This window comes from Streptomyces sp. SID5469 (assembly GCF_009862865.1).
Lineage (GTDB): Bacteria > Actinomycetota > Actinomycetes > Streptomycetales > Streptomycetaceae > Streptomyces > Streptomyces avermitilis.
The window spans coordinates 8,256,317-8,274,163 of sequence record NZ_WWIN01000001.1 but is presented as its reverse complement, the minus strand read 5'-3'; the positions used below and the strand labels follow the sequence as shown (position 1 = coordinate 8,274,163).

The window sequence follows — 17,847 nt, the reverse complement described above, 5'->3', positions numbered from 1 at the left end:
TCAGGCCGCGTCCGGCTGCTCCGTCCCCGACAGGGCGGCCAGCGCGGACGCCGCCGCGTGCGAGGCGCTCAGGTCGAGCCGGGCGCTGGTGCCGCGTGCCCGGTGGCGTACCTCGGAGGCGGCCAGGGTGAGCAGCTGCGGCAGCAGGTCGGTGCACCGCCGGGCCACCCAGCCGGTCCCCGCGGTGGCCAGCCACCAGAGGCTCGCCGACCGGGTGGGCGCGGGGAACTCGGGCTCGGCCGCGGGCGCGGTCCCGGTCACGAGGCCCTCCTGAGCGAGCAGCGCGTGGAAGCGGACCGCCAGCTGCCGGTGGCCTCGCTCCCCCGGGTGCAGCCGGTCCGCGCTCCACAGCGCGCGATCGGTCAGCCACTCCTCTTCCGCCGCGTGCAGATGCACCGCCCCGTACCTCTCGGACAGGGCGTGCACGACCGTGTTCACAGCCCGCTGCCGGCGGGCCAGCGGACGGGCCAGCGCCCCGGGCAGCCCGAACATCGCCCCGGGGTCGGGCAGGCACGCCGTGACCAGCACCGCGTCCCGCGCCCGGAACGCCGCGTACACCTGGTCGAGCCGTGCGGCGACGGCGTGGATGTCGAAGGTGCACCGCAGTGTGTCGTTGACGCCGATGACGACCGACACGATGTCCGGGCGCAGGGTGAGCCCGGCCGGGGTCTGCCGTTCCAGGACGTCGCGCGTCTGGGCGCCGCTGACGGCGAGGTTGGTGAACTCGGCGGGCGCGTCCGCGGGGGCGAGCCCGGCGGCGAGGAGTGCGGCCCACCCCCGCCAGGTGTCCCCGACGGGGTCGCCCACGCCTTCGGTCAGCGAGTCGCCGAGCGCCACGAAGCGCGGCGGTCTCATCGGACGCCCTCCCGAGCGGGAGCCGGCGCCCCCGCGTCGTGCGCGGCGAGGAACGCGTCGACCGCGGTCTTCCAACCGAAACACTCCGCACGCGCGCGTGCGGTCTGCCGGCGCTCGTACTCGGGGCGTTCCAGGAGCGATGCGACGGCGTCCGCGAAGGCGTCGCCGTGATCCGCGGCTGTGACTCCGGCGGAGCCGACGACCTCCGACAGCGCGGACGAGGCACTGGCGACCACGGGCGTACCGCAGGCCATCGCCTCCAGGGCGGCGAGCCCGAACGTCTCGGCCGGCCCAGGAGCCAGGCACACATCGGCGGAGGCCTGCAACGCGCCGAGCAGCGCCCGGTCGCCGACATGGCCGAGGAAGGTCACGGGCAGCCTCCGCTCCCGCGCCCGCTGTTCGAGCCGGGCCCGCAGCGGGCCGTCCCCGGCGACGACGAGCACCGCGCGCCGCCCGCGCCGCACCAGCGCCTCCAGCGCGTCCAGGGCGGTGCCGGGCCGCTTCTCGACGGACAGCCGGGAGCACATGACGAGCAGCGTCTCGTCCACGCGCGCGTGGCGCTCGCGCAGCCCCGGGTCCCGCAGCGCGGGGCGGCGCTGCTCCAGGTCGACGCCCAGGGGAGCGCGTACGACATTGCGGGCCCCGATGCGGACGAACTCCCGCTCCGCGAACTCCGTGGTGCACACCACGCGCGCATAGGTGTGTGCCGTACGGGTGTTGAGGGCGTCGGCGGCGCGCCGGGACACGTTCTCCGACAGGCCCCAGGTGCGCAGGACGCCGTCCGCGGTCTCGTGGGAGACCATCACGGCGGGGACGCGGGCGCGCCGCGCCCACTTGCCGGTCCACCGCAGCGTCGTACGGTCGGAGACCTCCAGACGGTCGGGGGCCAGCTCGGCCAGGAGGGCGGCGACGCGCCGCTTGTCGGTGAGCACGCGGTAGCCGCCGGTGCCGGGCAGCAGCGGCCCGGGCAGGGTGATCACGCGGCCCTGCCCGGTCTCGCGGTCGGTGTGGCGCTCGCCGGGCACGATGAGCACGGGCTCGTGCCCGGCCTCCTTGAAGCCCTTGCCCAGCTCGCGCAGGGCGGTACGCAGTCCCCCGGAGGCGGGGGCCACGAAGTTGGCGAGCCGGACGATCCGCAGCGCCCCGGCCGGCCCGCCGGTCCGCGGCGGCTCGTGCACGCCGCCCTCGTCGCTTCGCGGGCTCATGCCGCCACCGCCGTCCGCGCGGACAGCACCTCGGCGTAGTGCCCGATGAGCTGGTCGCCGACGGCCGCCCAGGTACGGCCCTCGACGGTGGCCCGCCCGGCCGCTCCGTACGCGGCCCGCAGCGCGGGGTCGGCGGCCAGGGACCACACCGCGTCGCGCACGGCGCCGGCGTCACGCGGCGGGACCAGCAGCCCCGTACGGCCGTGCGCCACCAGGTCCAGCGGGCCGCCCGCGGCGGGCGCGACGACCGGCACACCGCTCGCCATGGCCTCCTGGACGGTCTGGCAGAAGGTTTCGAAGGGGCCGGTGTGCACGAAGACGTCCAGCGAGGCGAAGATCCGGGCGAGTTCGTCACCCGTGCGGCGCCCCAGGAAGACGGCGCCGGGCAGCGCGCCCCGCAGCGTCACCTCGCTCGGGCCGTCGCCCACGACGACGACCCGCACGCCCCTCAGACCGCAGGCTCCGGCGAGGAGTTCGACCTGCTTCTCGGGGGCGAGCCGGCCGACGTAGCCGACGATCGGTTCGCCGTTCGGGGCGAGTTCGCGGCGCAGCGACTCGTCCCGGTGCTCGGGGCGGAAACGGACGGTGTCGACACCGCGCGGCCACAGCCGCACCCGGGGCACCCCGTGTGCCTCCAGGTCGTGCAGGGCCGCGGTGGACGGGGCGAGGGTGCGGTCGGCGGCGGCGTGGACGGAGCGTATGCGCCGCCAGGCCGTGGCCTCGCCCGCACCCATGTACGTGCGGGCGTATCCGGCGAGGTCGGTCTGGTAGACGGCGACGGCGGGGATGCCGAGCCGGGCGGCGGCCGCCATGCCGCGGACACCGAGGACGAAGGGGCCGGCCAGGTGGACGATGTCGGCGCGGTGTTCGGTGATCGCCGCGGCGACGCGGCGGCTGGGGAGGGCGACGCGGACCTGGGGGTAGCCGGGGAGCGGGAGGGAGGGCACCCGGATGACGCGGCACGGCGCGAGGGCGTCGGGCCCCTGCCCGGCGAAGGGGGCACCGCCCTGCCCGAGCGATGTCGGGGACTTGGGGGAGGCGGGGGCGACGACGAGGGGGGCGTGACCGCGCTCGACAAGGTGCCGGGCGGTCTGGAGGGCGCAGTGGGCCACGCCGTTCACATCGGGGGGAAAGGACTCGGTCACGATGACGACACGCATACCGGTGTTGTCGTCGTGCTGGACGTGGCCGCGTCAACGTGGATCTTTCCGGACGAGGAACGTCCCATGAGCGTTGCGCTGCACACCCGGGCAGGTCGGCCCACGTCCATGCCCGACCGCCGCGCGGGTCACCCCTCGTTCATACGGCGGGCATGTCGTTCATACGGCGGGCACGCTGTTCATACGGCGGGCATGTCGGGCCCGATCCGGCTGCGTACGGCCGTCTGGACCTCTGCCTCCTCGGCCGGGTCCGCGGCCAGGCGGCGGAGCTGGTCGACCACGCGCGCGTCGCCGGTCTCGGCGTGCCGGGCGGCGACTTCGCGAGTGAACTCCTCGCAGTCCCACAGGCATTCGACGGCGAAACCGGCGGCGAAGGAGGGATCGGTGGCGGCCAGGGCGCGGGCGGCCCGGCCGCGGAGATGGGATGACGCGGTCTCGCGGTAGATATGACGCAGCACGGGCGCCGCGCACGCGATGCCGAGCCGCCCGGTGCCGTCGACGAGCGTCCACAGCGTGGGCGCGTCGGGGCCCTCTCCGCGTACGGCCTCCCGCAGGGCGCCCAGCACCAGTTCGCTGTCCTGCGCACCGCCCCGGCAGGCGAGCATGCGCCCGGCGGCGGCGCCCAGAGGGTCGGGCCGGTGGGCCCAGCCACGCGCGCGGTCCACGGCGGCGACACTGCACATACGTTCGAAGGCGTCCAGCGCGGCCTCCACGACGACCGCGGACCCGGTGGCCACGGCCCCCTCGACGAGGTCGAGGGCGTCCGGATCGTTGCCGTCGGTGAGATAGCGCAGGGCGGTGCAGCGGGCGCCGTCGCCGCCGGAACGGGCGGCCTCGACGATCTCGGGCCGGTCCTCGGGGCCCGCGACGGCCGTGAGGCAGCGGGCGGCCGGAACGTGGAGCAGCGCTCCGCGTTCGAGTCCCTGCTGGGCCCAGTCGAAGACGGCCTGCACGCTCCACCCGGGCCGGGGCCCGGCCGGTCGCATCTGGCGCTGCCAGCGGTCGAAGGAGCCGGTCTCCTGGGCGCCGCGCACGCGCGTGCCGATGGATTCGCGCGGATCCTCGGCCCACAGCCGCCAGGGCCGGGGTTCGAAGGCGTCGCGCACGGCGGCGGCGAGCTCGGCCTCGCCCTCGGCATCGACCGGGAAGCGGGCCAGCACGGGAGCGGCGAGGGCGCGCAGGCCCGCGTCGTCGTCGCGCAGCGCCAGCTCGTCGAGGGCCCAGGCCCAGTTGGTGCCGACGGCCGCGTACCTGCGCAGCAGCGCGAGCGCGTCGAGCCTGCCGTACGAGGCGAGGTGCCCGAGGACCGCGAGGGCGAGCCCCGTGCGGGACTCGTCCGTGTCGAGAACGTCCTCGGCGTCGAAGAGGTGCCGCTCGATCTCGTCGAGCTCACCGCTCAGGTCGAGGTAGAGACGGGCGTAGTACAGGGAGCGGTTCTCCACCTGCCAGTCGTGGCGGGGGTCACGCAGCACACAGTGATTCAGGGCCGCGAGCGCCTCGGCCCGCGGTGCGGTGAGCGCGTGGAGTGTGCCGTCGCCGCGGCCCCGCTGGAGCAGGCCGAGCAGCGTACCGCTGGGCGCTATGACCGGATCGAACATGGGAAACAGCCTCACATCAAGCGTCGACGCAACCGGGGGTCCTGCTTTACCTGGCCGCGTGACAACACGTCGGGGCGCCCGCCGTTTCCTGCTTGCTGTAGACCATCTTCCTCTGCCTCTCGTCGGTGGCCCATGCGGGCCGCGTCACGGCCCGCGCGGTGCGGCAACAACTGCCCAGCCATCGCGTCCGTGAATCACGACGTCATGATGACCCGGCGGTTCTTCCTGCCGCGACCGTATTTCCGGCGGCCCCGTCCCGCCTCCCCCGTTTTCTGTGTCGTGCCTGGTCAGGGCATTCGGATCAGCGTGCGCCGAACAGTTCGAGCAGGTTCGCCTTGCCGAACATCCGGGCCGTGTCGACGGCCGAGGGCGTGCCCGCGGCCGGGTCGGCACCGCCGTCCAGAAGGACCCGGATCACCGCTTCCTCGCCCTTGAAAACCGCCCCCGCGAGCGGTGTCTGGCCTCGGTCGTTGACCCGGTCGGCCTCGGCGCCACGCTCCAGCAGGGCGCGCACCGCTTCGGCATGGCCGTGATATGCGGCCAGCATCACCAGGGTGTCGCCCCGGTCGTTGGTGAGGTTGGCCGGAACCCCCGCGTCGACATACGCCACAAGCGGCTCGGTCTCGCCACGGCGCGCCAGATCGAAGATCTTGGTCGCCAGCTCCACGACCTCGGGGTCGGGGGCTTCGCTCATCGGCCGGACCACCTCTCACTACGACTGCTTCTGGGGACTGGGGAGCGTACGACGGCGAGCGGTGCAGCCGTACGGGTGAATCGCCAGCGTACTGGCTTCCGGGGTACATGACCGGCACCGCCCGAGGCAAAGATCACCGCACGCCCCGCTCGGCGCAACCGGCCTGTCCGGGCGGCCCAGAACGGCTCCGCCAGCCGGATGAAATCAGTCTAATTCCATCCATTTGCACCTTTTATCGTATGGATACATCCTGTGAGCCTGGAAGAACTCATGGTGACTGTCCCCACCAACCAGGAGAACCGAAATGATTCTGTCCATGTCAGGCGTCGTCCTGCTCGGCATCGTCGTCTTCCTCTTCTTCCGCAAGGACGGCCTCAAGGGCACGCACGCGTGCACGTGCGCGCTGTTCGGCTTCTACCTCTCCAGCACCGCCATCGCCCCGAGCATCAAGGCCGGCGGCGCGAGCCTGGCGAGTCTCCTCGGCGGGATCAGGTTCTGACCGCCCTTCCCTTCGCACGCACCCTCAGGAGAACGACGTGGCCCGGCGCCCCCTCCCCCGCATTCTGAGCAACGGCAGCGCGCAGCTCGCCCGGAGCCGGGAGCTGGCCCGGACGGCGGCCGACAGCGCCACCGACGTCCTCCATCCGCTGATCACGATCACCCGTGGACTGCGCCGGCTGGCGGCGGCCGGACGGCGCAGGTGGGCCGACACACCGAAGGACCGGCGCGGGCCGCTCCTCTTTCTCCTCTCCTCGGTGATCCTGGTCGTCGCCCTGGCACCGTACGGACCACTGCTCGCCGCCGTGGCCCTGATGGCGGCGGCAGCCTGGATGGGCCGCGACCCCGGGGCGAAGCGACCCGCCGGCCCCGACGAGTCGCAGACCAAGCGCCTGCGGTCGCTGTACGAGGCGCTGGTCCCGTACTTCTCGACCGCCGAGGACCCGGCTCCCCTGTACGCCCACGGCGGCGAGTGGGAGGAGGCGTTCCCCGCGTACGACTTCGACGGCACGGGCCGCATCTCGCGCCTGCTCATCCGCTACCCGGCCTACTTCACGGACGGCGAGGCGGAGTCCCGTGCCCGGATCGAGCAGCTCCTGCACGCCAAGTCGGGCCGGGGCCGCGAGTACCACTTCACCTGGGACGAGGAGGGCAACGAGCTCACGGTCACCGTTCTCGGCCCGCTGCCCACCGACATCGCCGCCCAGCGCTTCGTGACGGCACCCGGCGAGACGGTCCTCGGCTTCACCGACCCGACCGGCGTCCAGCGCACGCTCCCCCTGACCTACGGCGAGGAACAGCGGGACGTGCCTCCGGTGGTCTGGCGCACGGGCGTCCGTTCCACGGAACCGCACCTGCTGGTCGTGGGCGAGCCCGGCAGCGGTACGACGACCCTGGTGCGCTCCATCGCGCTCCAGGCCCTCCAGCACGGCGACGTCGTGATCGTCGAGGGCGGCGGCACCGGCGAGTACGCGTGCCTGACCGGCCGGGACGGCGTGCTGGCGGTCGAATGCGGGCCGGCGGGCGCGGTGGCGAGCCTGGAGTGGGCCACCCACGAGACGGAACGGCGCCTGATCGCGGCGAACCGTGCCCGCCAGGAGGGGTATCCGGCGCCGGAGGACATCAAGCGTCCGCTCTGGCTCCTTCTCGACCGGCCGAGCGCACTGGGCCACCTCGCGGCGGCGGAGGGGCGCAAGGATCCCCAGTCGCTGCTCCAGGTGCCGCTGCGGCACGGTCGCGCGGCGAACGTCACGGTCGTCGTGGCGGAGCAGTTCGACGGCCTCGACGGCCTGTCCGAGGCGGTACGTCAGCACACACGCGCGCGCGTGGTGCTCGGCCCCGCGACTCCGGACCGGCTGGCGGAGATCCTGGGGGCGCCGCCGCACACGACGCCCGCGAAGGACGTACCTCCGGGGCGGGGTTACGCCCGGCTCGGCGGCGGGCCGGTGCACCGGCTCCAGGTGCCGGCGACCCCGGACCCGTACGACGACGCGACGAGCGAGACCCACCGGCGGGCGGTGCTCGACCTGCTGCCGGGGCGGAGCACTCCGGCGGACGCGGCGGAGCCGGTCCCCACGGTGACCGTGGCCGCGAAGACCGTGCCCGCTGAGGCCGTGACCGCTGAGGCCGTCGTCCCGGAAACCGTGGCCACGAAGGCCGTGGTCACAGAGGCCGTGGCCGCGGAAGCCGTGCCCGCGGAGGGCTGAACCCGCTCGGGCCGGGCTCAGGCCACGAAGGTCCGCGGCGACTCCCCGGCTCCCGACGCGCCCGTCTCCACGAGCCGCGCCGCGGCCGCCAGCCGTGCCGCCGCCTCCTCCGCCACCGCGCCGCCGACCGTGAACGGCAGCCGCACATACCCCTCGAACGCGCCGTCCACCCCGAAGCGGGGTCCGGAGGGGACGCGTACCCCGACCCGCTCCCCCGCCTCGGCGAGGCGGGAGCCGGACAGACCGCCGGTACGCACCCACAGCGTCAGCCCGCCCTGCGGTACCGAGAACTCCCAGGAGGGCAGCTCCCGGCGCACGGCGGCGACCAGCGCGTCACGGTTCTCGCGGGCCTGGGCCCGGCGCACCTCCACCGCCTGCTCCCATCCCCCCGTGCTGAGCAGCCAGTTCACGGCCAGCTGTTCCACCACCGGTGTGCCCAGGTCCGCGTAGGCACGGGCCGAGACCAGGCTGCGGATCACGTCGGGAGCCGCCCGCACCCAGCCGATGCGCATGCCCGCCCAGAAGGCCTTGCTCGCGGACCCGACCGTGATCACCGTCGACCCGCCGGGGTCGAAGCCGCACACCGGGCGCGGCATCTCCACACCGTCGTCGAGGTGCAGCTCGGTCATCGTCTCGTCGACGACCAGCACGGTCCCGGCCGATCGGGCCGCGTCCACCAGCCGGCGCCGCTGGTCCTCGTCGGCCAGCGCACCGGTCGGATTGTGGAAGTCGGCCACGACGTACGCCAGGCGTGGCGCCGCGTCCCGCAGCACCTGCCGCCAACGGTCCATGTCCCAGCCCATGAGCCCCTCGGCCATCGCGACCGGCACCAGCCGGGCCCCCGCCTCGCGCATCAGCTGGAGGATGTTGGCGTAGGAGGGCGACTCGACGGCGATGCGCTCGCCGCGCCCCGCGAAGAGATGGCAGATGGCGTCCATCGCGCCCATCGCGCCGGTCGTCACCATGATCTGCTCGGGCATGGTCGGGATGCCGCGCGCGGTGTACCGGTCGGCGAGCATCGAGCGCAGCGCGGGCAGCCCGGCCGGGTAGTCGCCGTGCGTGTGCGCGTACGGCGGCAGCTCCTCCAGGGCTCCTTGAACGGCGCGGGTGAGCCACGGCTCGGGGGCGGGCAGCGCCGCGGTGCCCAGATCGATCATCGAACCGAGCGACTCGGGCGGCAGCGGCTCCAGGCCGCGCGCGGGCAGCGGGTTCCCGGCCGGCACGGCGGTCCAGCTGCCCGCTCCGCGGCGGGACTCCAGGAAGCCCTCGGCACGCAGCGCTTCATAGGCGGCGGCGACCGTCGTACGGCTGACGGACAGGGACAGCGCCAGTTCCCGCTCGGCGGGCAGCCGGGCGGCGACGGGCACGCGTCCTTCCAGGACCAGCAGCCGGATACCGTCGGCGAGTGCGCGATAGGCCGGGGGGCGGCGGGTGCCGGGGCCCGCGGGGCGTTCCTGCTGGGAGTTGAGCAGCCGGGCGAGCTGCGCGGCGCCCACTGCCGAAGTCCACTGAGCCATGGTTGCCAGTCCACCTTCCCGGAATTGGCCATGGATGGCTTCTCTTTCCAAGCCACAGAGTGACACGGGTCAGTCCACAACCACCACAGGGGGGCACGTCTTGTCCGGCGTCCTGTCCACACAGAACCGTCGCGGGCGACGGTTGATCCAGTTGTACGTCGGCCTGGCGCTGTACGGCGCGAGCTCCGCGCTCCTCGTCGAGTCGGGACTCGGGCTCGAGCCCTGGAACGTGCTGCACCAGGGACTCGCGGAGCTGACCGGTCTGACGATCGGTGTGGTGTCCATCATCGTGGGCGCGGCGGTCCTGCTCCTGTGGATCCCGCTGCGCCAGCGCCCCGGACTCGGCACCGTCTCCAACGTCTTCGTCGTCGGCATCGCCATGGACGGCACGCTCGCCCTGCTTCCCGGGGCACACACCCTGTCCGTCCGCATCCCCCTGCTCGCGGCGGGCATCGTGCTCAACGGAGTGGCGACCGGCCTCTACATCGCGGCCGGCTTCGGACCGGGTCCACGCGACGGCCTCATGACGGGCCTGCACCGGCGCACCGGACGCTCGATCCGGCTGGTGCGCACGGTCATCGAAGTGGCGGTCGTGGCGACGGGCTTCGCGCTCGGCGGGACCGTGGGCGCCGGGACCGTCCTGTACGCGGTGGCGATCGGCCCCCTCGCCCAGCTCTTCCTGCGTTTGTTCGCCCCCTCCGGGGCGTCGGGCGGCAGCACGGTCGTTGCCGAGGGGCCACCCCCGCGGGCGATACTTCGACGGTGACCGCGCACATACGCCACCCCTACCTCGACCATCCGGGCCCGATCGCCTTCGCCCACCGGGGCGGGGCGGCGGACGGCCTGGAGAACACCATGGTCCAGTTCCGGCGCGCGGTGGCGGCGGGCTACCGCTACATCGAGACGGACGTGCACACGACGTCCGACGGGAAACTCGTCGCCTTCCACGACTCGACCCTCGACCGGGTCACCGACGGAGCGGGCCGGATCGCCGATCTCCCCTGGGCGGACGTGCGCCACGCGCGCGTGGCGGGCAGCGAGCCGGTGCCCCTCTTCGAGGAACTGCTCGAAACCTTCCCCGGGGTGCGCTGGAACGTCGACGTCAAGGCCGAGCCGGCCCTGCGCCCGCTGCTCGACCTGATCGAGCGCACGGACGCCTGGGACCGCGTCTGCGTCGGTTCGTTCTCCGAGGCGCGGGTGGTTCGCGCCCAGCGCCTGGCCGGACCGCGGCTGGCGACGTCGTACGGCATCCGCGGTGTCCTGAGCCTGCGGCTGCGCTCCTGGGGCATACCGGCCGCGCTGCGCCGCTCGGCGATCGCCGCCCAGGTGCCCATGTCCCAGTCGGGCGTTCCCGTGGCCGACCACCGGTTCGTGCGCGCCGCCCACGCCCGCGGACTCCAGGTGCATGTGTGGACCGTGAACGATCCGCACCAGATGCACCAGCTCCTGGACCTGGGCGTCGATGGCATCATGACCGATCACATCGACACGCTGCGCAAGGTCCTGGAAGACCGGGGCACCTGGATCTGAACCCTCGCGCGGCCCCTACCACGGGGAAGCGAGGACACGGGTGGGCACCGACACCGCGCAGGCACGGCCGACCGACGAGGCCGCCGAGCGACGGCGCGAACAACGCGGCTGGTACTTCTACGACTGGGCCTGCTCCGTCTACTCGACGAGCGTGCTGACCGTGTTCCTCGGCCCCTATCTGACGTCGGTCGCGAAGTCGGCGGCGGACGCGGACGGCTATGTGCATCCGCTGGGCGTCCCGGTGCGCGCCGGGTCGTTCTTCGCGTACTCCGTGTCCCTGTCCGTGATCGTCGCCGTCGTGGTGATGCCCCTGGTGGGCGCGGCCGCCGACCGCACGGGCCGTAAGAAGCCGCTGCTCGCGGTGACGGCCTACGTGGGCGCTGCGGCGACGGCGGGCATGTTCTTCCTGGACGGCGACCGCTATCTGCTGGGCGGCGTGCTCCTGTTGGTCGCCAACGCCGCGCAGGCCGTCTCGATGATGCTCTACAACTCCTATCTGCCACAGATCGCCCCGCCCGAGGAGCGCGACGCCGTCTCGTCCCGCGGCTGGGCGTTCGGGTACGCGGCGGGAGCCCTCGTCCTCATCGCGAACCTGGTGCTGTTCCTCGCCCACGACTCCTTCGGTGTCTCGGAGAGCACCGCGGTCCGGATCTGTCTGGCCTCGGCGGGTCTGTGGTGGGGCGCCTTCACCCTCATACCGCTGAAGCGGCTGCGCGACCGCGGGTCGCCCGTCAAGGAGATCACCGCCCCCGGACCGCGCCGGCTCGCGGCGACCGTCCGCGACATGCGCCGCCACCCGCTCACGCTCTCGTTCCTGCTCGCCTACCTGATCTACAACGACGGCATCCAGACGGTGATCTCCCAGGCGTCGGTGTACGGCTCCGAGGAACTGGGCCTGAGCCAGTCCACGCTCATCGTCGCCGTGCTGCTCGTCCAGGTGCTCGCGGTGGGCGGCGCCCTGGGCATGGGGCGGCTGGCCCGGACGTACGGCGCCCGGCGCACGATCCTCGGCTCACTGGTGGCCTGGACGGTCACGCTGGGCGCCGGCTACTTCCTGCCGGCCGGCGCGCCCTTCTGGTTCTTCGTCCTGGCGTCCGGGATCGGTCTCGTCCTCGGCGGCAGCCAGGCCCTGTCCCGCTCCCTCTTCTCGCATCTGGTGCCCGCCGGCAAGGAGGCCGAGTACTTCTCGGCGTACGAGATGAGCGACCGCGGCATGAGCTGGCTGGGCCCGCTCCTGTTCGGCCTGACCTACCAGCTGACCGGAAGCTACCGGGACGCGATCATCTCGCTGGTGGCCTTCTTCGTGGTCGGATTCGTGCTGCTCGCCAGGGTTCCGGTACGGCAGGCGGTGCGCGACGCGGGGAACTCCGTTCCCGAAAGGATTTAGCGCCCAGGGCCAAAGGGCGGTAGTGTACGCGTTTGGCCTGCCAGGCGTACCGTTACTGCGCGTCAAAGAAGCCGAAACGCTGGGTGACATCTGCTAGCAGATGTGACAAACCGGGCGCCGGTGGGTACAACAAGGGGCGGCTACGACGGCGACGCACAACCCGGAACGGGACCCGGAACGGGAATCTTTACCGCCGACCGGACGTTGACCGGATGACGACGACAGCGACACCTGTCCTGTGGGCGACAAGCCCGGGAGGCACGATTCATGAGTGAGCGAGCTCTTCGCGGCACGCGCCTCGTGGTGACCAGCTACGAGACGGACCGCGGCATCGACCTGGCCCCGCGCCAGGCCGTGGAGTACGCATGCGAGAAGGGGCACCGGTTTGAGATGCCCTTCTCGGTCGAGGCGGAGATCCCGCCGGAGTGGGAGTGCAAGGTCTGCGGGGCCCAGGCACTCCTGGTGGACGGCGACGGCCCTGAGGAAAAGAAGGCCAAGCCCGCGCGTACGCATTGGGACATGCTGATGGAGCGGCGCACCCGTGAGGAGCTCGAAGAGGTCCTCGAGGAGCGCCTGGCGGTTCTGCGATCCGGCGCGATGAACATCGCGGTTCATCCCCGGGACAGCCGCAAGTCCGCGTAGTCCCTCCGGGGGCAGAGCGGCATACAACGCACGCACGTGACCGTGGGTGCCGTACGAATGTACGGCGCCTGCGGTTTTGTGCTGTCCGTAACACCTACGGACGTCTGCCGTGCCGTGCCGTGCCGTGCCGTGCCGTGCCGTGCCGTGCCGTTTGCATGATCGGCCGGACGGGCCGCCCTAGCGGTTCAGCGGCGGGCGCGGGCCCGGCTCCGGGTCCTGGGGGCCGTCCTGCCTGATGACCTCGCCCTGGACCACCTTGCCGTCGGGGCGGTGGATGCGGACCTGCTGGAAGGCGTCGCCCAGCGTGCCGGGGGTCGCCTCGCGGATCTTGCGGTCGAAGGTGCGCTCCGCGTACCGGCTCACGGCCTTCTGGACCGGCGGGATCAGGAGCAGGAGGCCCAGGGCGTCGGAGATCAGGCCCGGCAGCATCAGCAGCAGCCCGCCGAGCATCATCAGCCCGTTGCCGTCGCTTCTGCCGCGGGTCACCGGCGCGTCCGACTGCTGCTGTTGCAGCGTCTCGCTGAGGTTGCGGAAGGCCCGGCGCCCGGCACGCTTGATCACCACGGAGCCGAGGACGAACCCGGCGACCAGCAGCAGGAAGACCGTGAACCCGCCGGCCGCACCGGCGACCAGCGTGAGCAGCCAGATCTCCAGCACCAGCCATGCGGCCACACCCAGCGGCAGGAACGTGCGCAGCCGAGAGCGCCGGGGGCGGGCGGGGTACGTCGGAGTCGGAGCGCCAGTCGTCATGCGTCCAGTGTGCCTGGCCCCGGCTCAGTGCGGGATAAGGGAATGATCAACGCCGCCCGTGAACCCGTACGGTCCGCAGGCGGCGGTTCACGAGGACTTGGGCCCCCGGCCCGTGATCCGTCCGACCCGTTCCCCGACGCCCCACGTCGTGACGCGCCACAGCGCCTCGACGAGGATGTCGCGGCTCATCTTGGAGTCGCCGAACTCCCGCTCGACGAAGGTGATGGGCACCTCGACGACGTGGTAGCCGGCCTTGACGGTGCGGCGTGCCAGGTCCACCTGGAAGCAGTACCCCTGGGAGGCGACCTCGTCGAGGCCGAGCCCTTCCAGGGTCTCGCGGCGGAAGGCCCGGTAGCCGCCCGTGATGTCGCGCTGCGGCAGGTCGAGGGCGAGGCGCGAGTAGAGGCTGCCGCCGCGGGAGATGAACTCGCGGGACTTCGGCCAGTTCACGACCCGGCCGCCCGGCACCCAGCGGGACCCGAGCACGAGGTCGGCGCCCTTGAGCGCGGTGAGCAGCCGGGGCAGCTCCTCCGGCCGGTGCGAGCCGTCGGCATCCATCTCGACCAGTACGCCGTAGCCGTTGTCCAGGCCCCAGCGGAAGCCCGCGAGGTACGCGGCGCCGAGCCCTTCCTTGCCCTTGCGGTGCAGCACATGCACCTGGTCGTCCTCGACGGCCAGCTCGTCCGCGAGCTTGCCCGTGCCGTCGGGGCTGTTGTCGTCGGCCACGAGGACGTGCGCCTCGGGCACGGAGGCCCGTACCCGGCCGACGATCGACTTGATGTTCTCCGCCTCGTTGTAGGTCGGAATGATCACCAAGGCGGTGCCGAGCGGGCCGAACTGTCTCCCCTGAGCTCCTGCCGTGAGGGTCTCGTCGCCGTCGTTCACTGCTGCCCCTTCAAGTCCGTACGCAGGGGTCCACCATAGTGGCCGCGGCCTGCACCGACGTGTCAGCACGTTCGTATGGGGGGTGTCGATTACACAAGAGTCGGGTAAGAGGCACTTTTGCGCCAGTGCGCGCATCCGATTCCGCCGCCCGTCCGCGTGCACGCCACGGAATCGGGGCCCGGCGCCCTTCGGGCCGACCTGGGGCCCGCTGGCTGCGGGTCGACCGAGAGCCGTTGTCTACTGAGCGTCCGGGCCCCACCCGGGTCACACCCTTCCCCCCAGACTCTCGGTTCCGCTCGAGCAGGGAGGGACCTCCGTCCGGCGTGCGGAACGATCCCTCGTCGTGGCGCGGGTGCTGGGCCTGGCTCCCAGTGGCGGTGCGCCGGTGCGGCGCACCACCCCTGGCCCAGCGACGCTCCGGCGAGTGCGCGGAAGTTCCCCGGTCGGACGTCCGGTGGTGGACCCGGCCGAACCTACCGGCCCCCCGAGGTCGGCTGTCAACAGCCGTTCGAGCTGCGACGATTCCCTCATCCGACCGGGCAGTGCGGAGGATGCGCAGGTCGCGCGCCGGGCGGCCGGTGGTGATCGCCGCCGCGCCGTCCCCGGACATCACTCGTTGGGCCGTACGAATACCGTCCGCCCGCCCACCACGGTCCGCAGGCAGACGGGCAGGTCTCCGCCGGGGGTCAGGTCGGGCAGTCCCGGGGTGCCCGAGCGCGGGTCGGTGGACCAGCGGGCGACGCGGTCGTCGGGGGCCTGCACGACCAGTTCCTCGGTGCGCCACACGGCATAGTCGGCGGGCGCGCCCGGCACCAGGACCCCCGCGTCGTCCCGTCCGATCGCCCGCCATCCGCCACGCGTATGCGCCGTGAACGCGGCGCGCACGGAGACACGGTGCTCCGGCGTGCGGTGGAAGGCCGCCGCGCGGACGGTGCCCCACGGGTCGAGCGGGGTGACGGGACTGTCGGAGCCGAAGGCAAGGGGTACGCCGGCCCGCAGGAGGGCGGCGAAGGGGTTGAGCGTACGGGCCCGCTCGGCGCCCAGGCGCTGCGCGTACATGCCGTCCGCGCCGCCCCACAGCGCGTCGAAGGCGGGCTGCACGGAGGCGGTGAGGCCGAGTTCCGCGAAGGCCGCGATGGTCTCGGGGGTGAGCATCTCGGCGTGTTCGACGCGGTGCCGGGCGGCGCGGACGCGGGCGAGGCCGACCTTCTCGGCGGCGGCGCGCACGCCCTCGACCACGGAGGTCACGGCGGCGTCGCCGATGGCGTGGAAGCCCGCCTGGAGGCCCGCCTCGGTGCAGGCGATCACGTGGGCGGCGACGGCGTCGTCGTCCAGATAGGCCGTACCCGTGTGCCCGGCGTCGCTGTACGGCTGGTGCAGGCAGGCGGTGTGCGAGCCGAGCGCGCCGTCGACGAAGAGGTCACCGGCGGCGCCGACCGCTCCGAGGGCACGCGCCCTGTCGATGCCCTCTTCGCCCCACTCGGCCCAGTAGCCGACGACCCGGGGGCCCGTCTCCTCGGCGGCGAGGCGCAGCAGGCCGGTGAAGTCGTCCTCGGAGGAGATCTCGGGGCCCGCGCACTCGTGGACGGAACCGATGCCGAGCGAGGCGGCGTGCGCGAGGGCGGCACGCTGGGCCTCGGTGCGCTGGGCCGGGGAGACGGCGCCGAGCGCGGCGCCGCGGACGGCGTGATGGGCGTCGCGGGTCAGCGGGCCGTCCAGGTATCCGGCGCGGCCGGTGATGCCGGGCACCAGGTCGAGCAGGGCGGTGCTGACGACCGCCGAGTGGACGTCGATCCGGGAGAGGTACAGCGGACGCCCGTCGGCCGCCTCGTCGAGTTCGGCGCGTGTCGGGGGGCGTCCGCCGGGCCAGCGGGCCGTGTCCCAGCCGTGGCCGAGCAGGACCCGGTCGTCCGGGCGGGCCGCGGCGAAGTCGCGTACGAGGGCGAGGGCCGCCTCCAGGGAGGGTGCGCCGGACAGGTCGAGGCCGGTGAGCGCGAGCCCGGTGGAGGTGGTGTGCACATGCGCGTCGGTGAATGCGGGGGTGACCAGGGCGCCTTCGAGGTCCACGACCTCGTCGACACCGGCCGAGAAGGCGTCCGCGGCGCCTTCCGAGCCGACCCAGGCGACCTGTCCGCGTTCCACGACCATCGCGGTCGCGAAGGGGTCGGCGGGGCTGTGGACTTCTCCACCGCGCAGCAGCACGGTGTCCGACGGGGCGGTGCTCTCACTCATGGGGAACAGTCTCGCGCCTGCGTGCGCTCCCGTGGCGGCCGGGGCCGTCAGATCCGCGGCGGGCGTGCCTCGTACGGCGTCGACAGCACCACCGTCGTACGCGTCGAGACGCCCGCGAGCGTCCGCACCCGGGCGAGGAGCTCCTCCAGCTCGTGCGGGGTCGAGACGCGGACCTTGAGGATGTAGTTCTCGTCGCCGGCCACGCTGTGGCACGCCTCGATCTCCGGGACGCCGGCCAGGCGTTCCGCGATGTCGTCGGGGGCGCTCGGGTCGAACGGTTTCACCGAGATGAAGGCGGTCAGGGGCAACCCGACGGCCTCCGAGTCCACGACCGCGGCGTAGCCGCGGATGACGCCGCGCTGTTCCAGGCGACGTACCCGCTGGTGCACGGCCGACGTGGACAGGCCGGTGGCCTTGCCCAGGTCGGTGTAGCTCATCCGCCCATCGGCGACGAGCAGCTGCACGATCTGTCGGTCGAGCTCCTCCATGGCGCAAGAACCTACAGTGCGTCTGATCTCCTCGGATACCTGAGCCGCGCAGGTCATACCCGGTTCGTGATGTGGCCGACGGCCGGCTGCCGGCCGCCCGTGGGACAAATCCACCGCGTCGGGCATCTGCGCGCGGCATGTGACGAACGACACAGTGCCCGAACAGGCTCCGTGATGTTCTCGTGATTACCGCCGAGACGGGGCGGGAAGTGCTTGCTGTGGTCGAGGCCGCAGTGCCTTGTCGGCCCAGCCCGAGGGGGAGAATCCCATGCAGAGTCTTAAGCGCCCAGGTCGTACCGCACCCAAGCGGCAGCAGCTCGTCATCGAGCCCGAGCCGGAGGGTGTCGAACCCGGCGAGGACGAGTTCGACGCCTACGACACCTTCGAGATGTACCGGGTCGTCTGCCCGGACTGCGCGCAACCGATCGCGCTCCTGGCGGACGAGGAGGTCCTGCCCGAGCACGCGCTGTGCGCGACCCCGTGGAACCCGTTCGGGCTGACGGTCTGCGCCGGTACGGGCCGCCAGGCCGCCGACGCCCGGCCGGCGGACGAGTCCGTCGAACCCCAGGAGCAGGACACCGCCCTGCTGTTGACGCTCCCTCAGGGCCTCGACTGGCGGACGCAGCCGTTCTCGCACGTCGGCGGCCCCGGTTCGCGCCCGATGCGGGTGCCGGACATGCGGCGCGAGGCCGCCTGACCC

17 protein-coding genes are annotated in these 17,847 nt (G+C 72.9%); 7 read left to right on the top strand and 10 right to left on the bottom strand.

The genetic code is table 11. The features are described 5' to 3' along the window. From GTY58_RS36000 to GTY58_RS35980, 5 genes are all read right to left on the bottom strand, one after another. A complete protein-coding gene (locus GTY58_RS36000) occupies positions 1 to 855 on the bottom strand; it encodes an SGNH/GDSL hydrolase family protein (protein ID WP_010988333.1) in 855 nt (284 codons plus the stop codon). After that, positions 852 to 2,060 (bottom strand): glycosyltransferase, encoded by a 1,209-nt coding sequence (locus GTY58_RS35995; RefSeq protein WP_010988332.1) that lies wholly within the window; start codon positions 2,058 to 2,060, stop codon positions 852 to 854. The genes GTY58_RS36000 and GTY58_RS35995 overlap by 4 nt, the downstream gene beginning before the upstream one ends. Then, positions 2,057 to 3,220: a glycosyltransferase family 1 protein gene (locus GTY58_RS35990; RefSeq protein WP_010988331.1), complete on the bottom strand. Its 1,164-nt coding sequence runs from the start codon at positions 3,218 to 3,220 to the stop codon at positions 2,057 to 2,059. Before GTY58_RS35990 ends, GTY58_RS35995 begins: the two co-directional genes overlap by 4 nt. Positions 3,221 to 3,399: 179 nt before the next feature. Further along, positions 3,400 to 4,818 (bottom strand): hypothetical protein, encoded by a 1,419-nt coding sequence (locus GTY58_RS35985; RefSeq protein ID WP_010988330.1) that lies wholly within the window; start codon positions 4,816 to 4,818, stop codon positions 3,400 to 3,402. 301 nt (positions 4,819 to 5,119) lie between these two features. Continuing rightward, entirely contained in the window at positions 5,120 to 5,512 is a 393-nt protein-coding gene (locus tag GTY58_RS35980; RefSeq protein WP_037646603.1) for an ankyrin repeat domain-containing protein, read from the bottom strand. Positions 5,513 to 5,816: 304 nt separating this feature from the next. Here GTY58_RS35980 and GTY58_RS35975 point away from each other — a divergent pair, with 304 nt between their 5' ends. Then, positions 5,817 to 6,011: a hypothetical protein gene (locus GTY58_RS35975; protein ID WP_010988328.1), complete on the top strand. Its 195-nt coding sequence runs from the start codon at positions 5,817 to 5,819 to the stop codon at positions 6,009 to 6,011. 37 nt (positions 6,012 to 6,048) lie between these two features. Beyond that, a complete protein-coding gene (locus GTY58_RS35970) occupies positions 6,049 to 7,716 on the top strand; it encodes an ATP-binding protein (protein ID WP_010988327.1) in 1,668 nt (555 codons plus the stop codon). 17 nt (positions 7,717 to 7,733) lie between these two features. Here GTY58_RS35970 and GTY58_RS35965 read toward each other — a convergent pair whose 3' ends face one another. Next, the gene (locus tag GTY58_RS35965) at positions 7,734 to 9,233 is read right to left on the bottom strand and encodes a PLP-dependent aminotransferase family protein (RefSeq protein ID WP_010988326.1); all 1,500 of its coding nucleotides are present in this window, start codon (positions 9,231 to 9,233) and stop codon (positions 7,734 to 7,736) included. A gap of 112 nt (positions 9,234 to 9,345) precedes the next feature. On the opposite strand from GTY58_RS35965, the gene GTY58_RS35960 reads away from it, so the two are divergent. The 4 genes from GTY58_RS35960 (at position 9,346) to GTY58_RS35945 (ending at position 12,792) form a co-directional block, all read left to right on the top strand. Further along, positions 9,346 to 9,999 carry a membrane protein gene (locus GTY58_RS35960; protein ID WP_037646682.1) on the top strand — a complete coding sequence of 218 codons (654 nt, stop codon included), beginning with the start codon at positions 9,346 to 9,348 and terminating at the stop codon, positions 9,997 to 9,999. Beyond that, positions 9,996 to 10,763, top strand: coding sequence for a glycerophosphodiester phosphodiesterase (locus GTY58_RS35955; RefSeq protein WP_010988324.1), 768 nt, complete (start codon positions 9,996 to 9,998; stop codon positions 10,761 to 10,763). The genes GTY58_RS35960 and GTY58_RS35955 overlap by 4 nt, the downstream gene beginning before the upstream one ends. Before the next feature lie 40 nt (positions 10,764 to 10,803). Then, the gene (locus GTY58_RS35950; protein ID WP_010988323.1) at positions 10,804 to 12,150 is read left to right on the top strand and encodes an MFS transporter; all 1,347 of its coding nucleotides are present in this window, start codon (positions 10,804 to 10,806) and stop codon (positions 12,148 to 12,150) included. Positions 12,151 to 12,417: 267 nt separating this feature from the next. After that, complete coding sequence (locus GTY58_RS35945; RefSeq protein WP_003977404.1) at positions 12,418 to 12,792, top strand: RNA polymerase-binding protein RbpA; 375 nt, start codon at positions 12,418 to 12,420, stop codon at positions 12,790 to 12,792. Between the two features lie 177 nt (positions 12,793 to 12,969). Here the strand turns inward: GTY58_RS35945 and fxsA are convergent, their stop codons facing one another. The 4 genes from fxsA to GTY58_RS35925 all read right to left on the bottom strand — a co-directional run bounded on the left by fxsA (position 12,970) and on the right by GTY58_RS35925 (position 17,147). Then, a complete protein-coding gene (fxsA, locus tag GTY58_RS35940; RefSeq protein WP_010988322.1) occupies positions 12,970 to 13,542 on the bottom strand; it encodes an FxsA family membrane protein in 573 nt (190 codons plus the stop codon). A gap of 87 nt (positions 13,543 to 13,629) precedes the next feature. Further along, positions 13,630 to 14,427 carry a polyprenol monophosphomannose synthase gene (locus GTY58_RS35935; protein ID WP_010988321.1) on the bottom strand — a complete coding sequence of 266 codons (798 nt, stop codon included), beginning with the start codon at positions 14,425 to 14,427 and terminating at the stop codon, positions 13,630 to 13,632. A gap of 609 nt (positions 14,428 to 15,036) precedes the next feature. Next, positions 15,037 to 16,659, bottom strand: coding sequence for an amidohydrolase (locus tag GTY58_RS35930; RefSeq protein WP_010988320.1), 1,623 nt, complete (start codon positions 16,657 to 16,659; stop codon positions 15,037 to 15,039). Positions 16,660 to 16,706: 47 nt separating this feature from the next. Continuing rightward, positions 16,707 to 17,147, bottom strand: a complete 441-nt coding sequence (locus tag GTY58_RS35925; protein ID WP_037646600.1) for an Lrp/AsnC family transcriptional regulator — start codon at positions 17,145 to 17,147, stop codon at positions 16,707 to 16,709. 268 nt (positions 17,148 to 17,415) lie between these two features. Here GTY58_RS35925 and GTY58_RS35920 point away from each other — a divergent pair, with 268 nt between their 5' ends. After that, on the top strand, positions 17,416 to 17,844 hold the full coding sequence (locus GTY58_RS35920) for a hypothetical protein (RefSeq protein WP_010988318.1): 429 nt from the start codon (positions 17,416 to 17,418) through the stop codon (positions 17,842 to 17,844). The last annotated feature ends 3 nt before the right edge of the window (positions 17,845 to 17,847 follow it).

Excerpts from the sequence above, each read along its gene's own strand:
- GTY58_RS35990 (WP_010988331.1), bottom strand. The coding sequence starts at position 3,220 with ATGCGTGTCGTCATCGTGACCGAGTCCTTTCCCCCCGATGTGAACGGC.
- GTY58_RS36000 (WP_010988333.1), bottom strand. The coding sequence starts at position 855 with ATGAGACCGCCGCGCTTCGTGGCGCTCGGCGACTCGCTGACCGAAGGC.
- GTY58_RS35925 (WP_037646600.1), bottom strand. The coding sequence starts at position 17,147 with ATGGAGGAGCTCGACCGACAGATCGTGCAGCTGCTCGTCGCCGATGGG.
- GTY58_RS35985 (WP_010988330.1), bottom strand. The coding sequence starts at position 4,818 with ATGTTCGATCCGGTCATAGCGCCCAGCGGTACGCTGCTCGGCCTGCTC.
- GTY58_RS35975 (WP_010988328.1), top strand. The coding sequence starts at position 5,817 with ATGATTCTGTCCATGTCAGGCGTCGTCCTGCTCGGCATCGTCGTCTTC.
- GTY58_RS35965 (WP_010988326.1), bottom strand. The coding sequence starts at position 9,233 with ATGGCTCAGTGGACTTCGGCAGTGGGCGCCGCGCAGCTCGCCCGGCTG.
- GTY58_RS35930 (WP_010988320.1), bottom strand. The coding sequence starts at position 16,659 with ATGAGTGAGAGCACCGCCCCGTCGGACACCGTGCTGCTGCGCGGTGGA.
- fxsA (WP_010988322.1), bottom strand. The coding sequence starts at position 13,542 with ATGACGACTGGCGCTCCGACTCCGACGTACCCCGCCCGCCCCCGGCGC.
- GTY58_RS35980 (WP_037646603.1), bottom strand. The coding sequence starts at position 5,512 with ATGAGCGAAGCCCCCGACCCCGAGGTCGTGGAGCTGGCGACCAAGATC.
- GTY58_RS35945 (WP_003977404.1), top strand. The coding sequence starts at position 12,418 with ATGAGTGAGCGAGCTCTTCGCGGCACGCGCCTCGTGGTGACCAGCTAC.
- GTY58_RS35920 (WP_010988318.1), top strand. The coding sequence starts at position 17,416 with ATGCAGAGTCTTAAGCGCCCAGGTCGTACCGCACCCAAGCGGCAGCAG.
- GTY58_RS35995 (WP_010988332.1), bottom strand. The coding sequence starts at position 2,060 with ATGAGCCCGCGAAGCGACGAGGGCGGCGTGCACGAGCCGCCGCGGACC.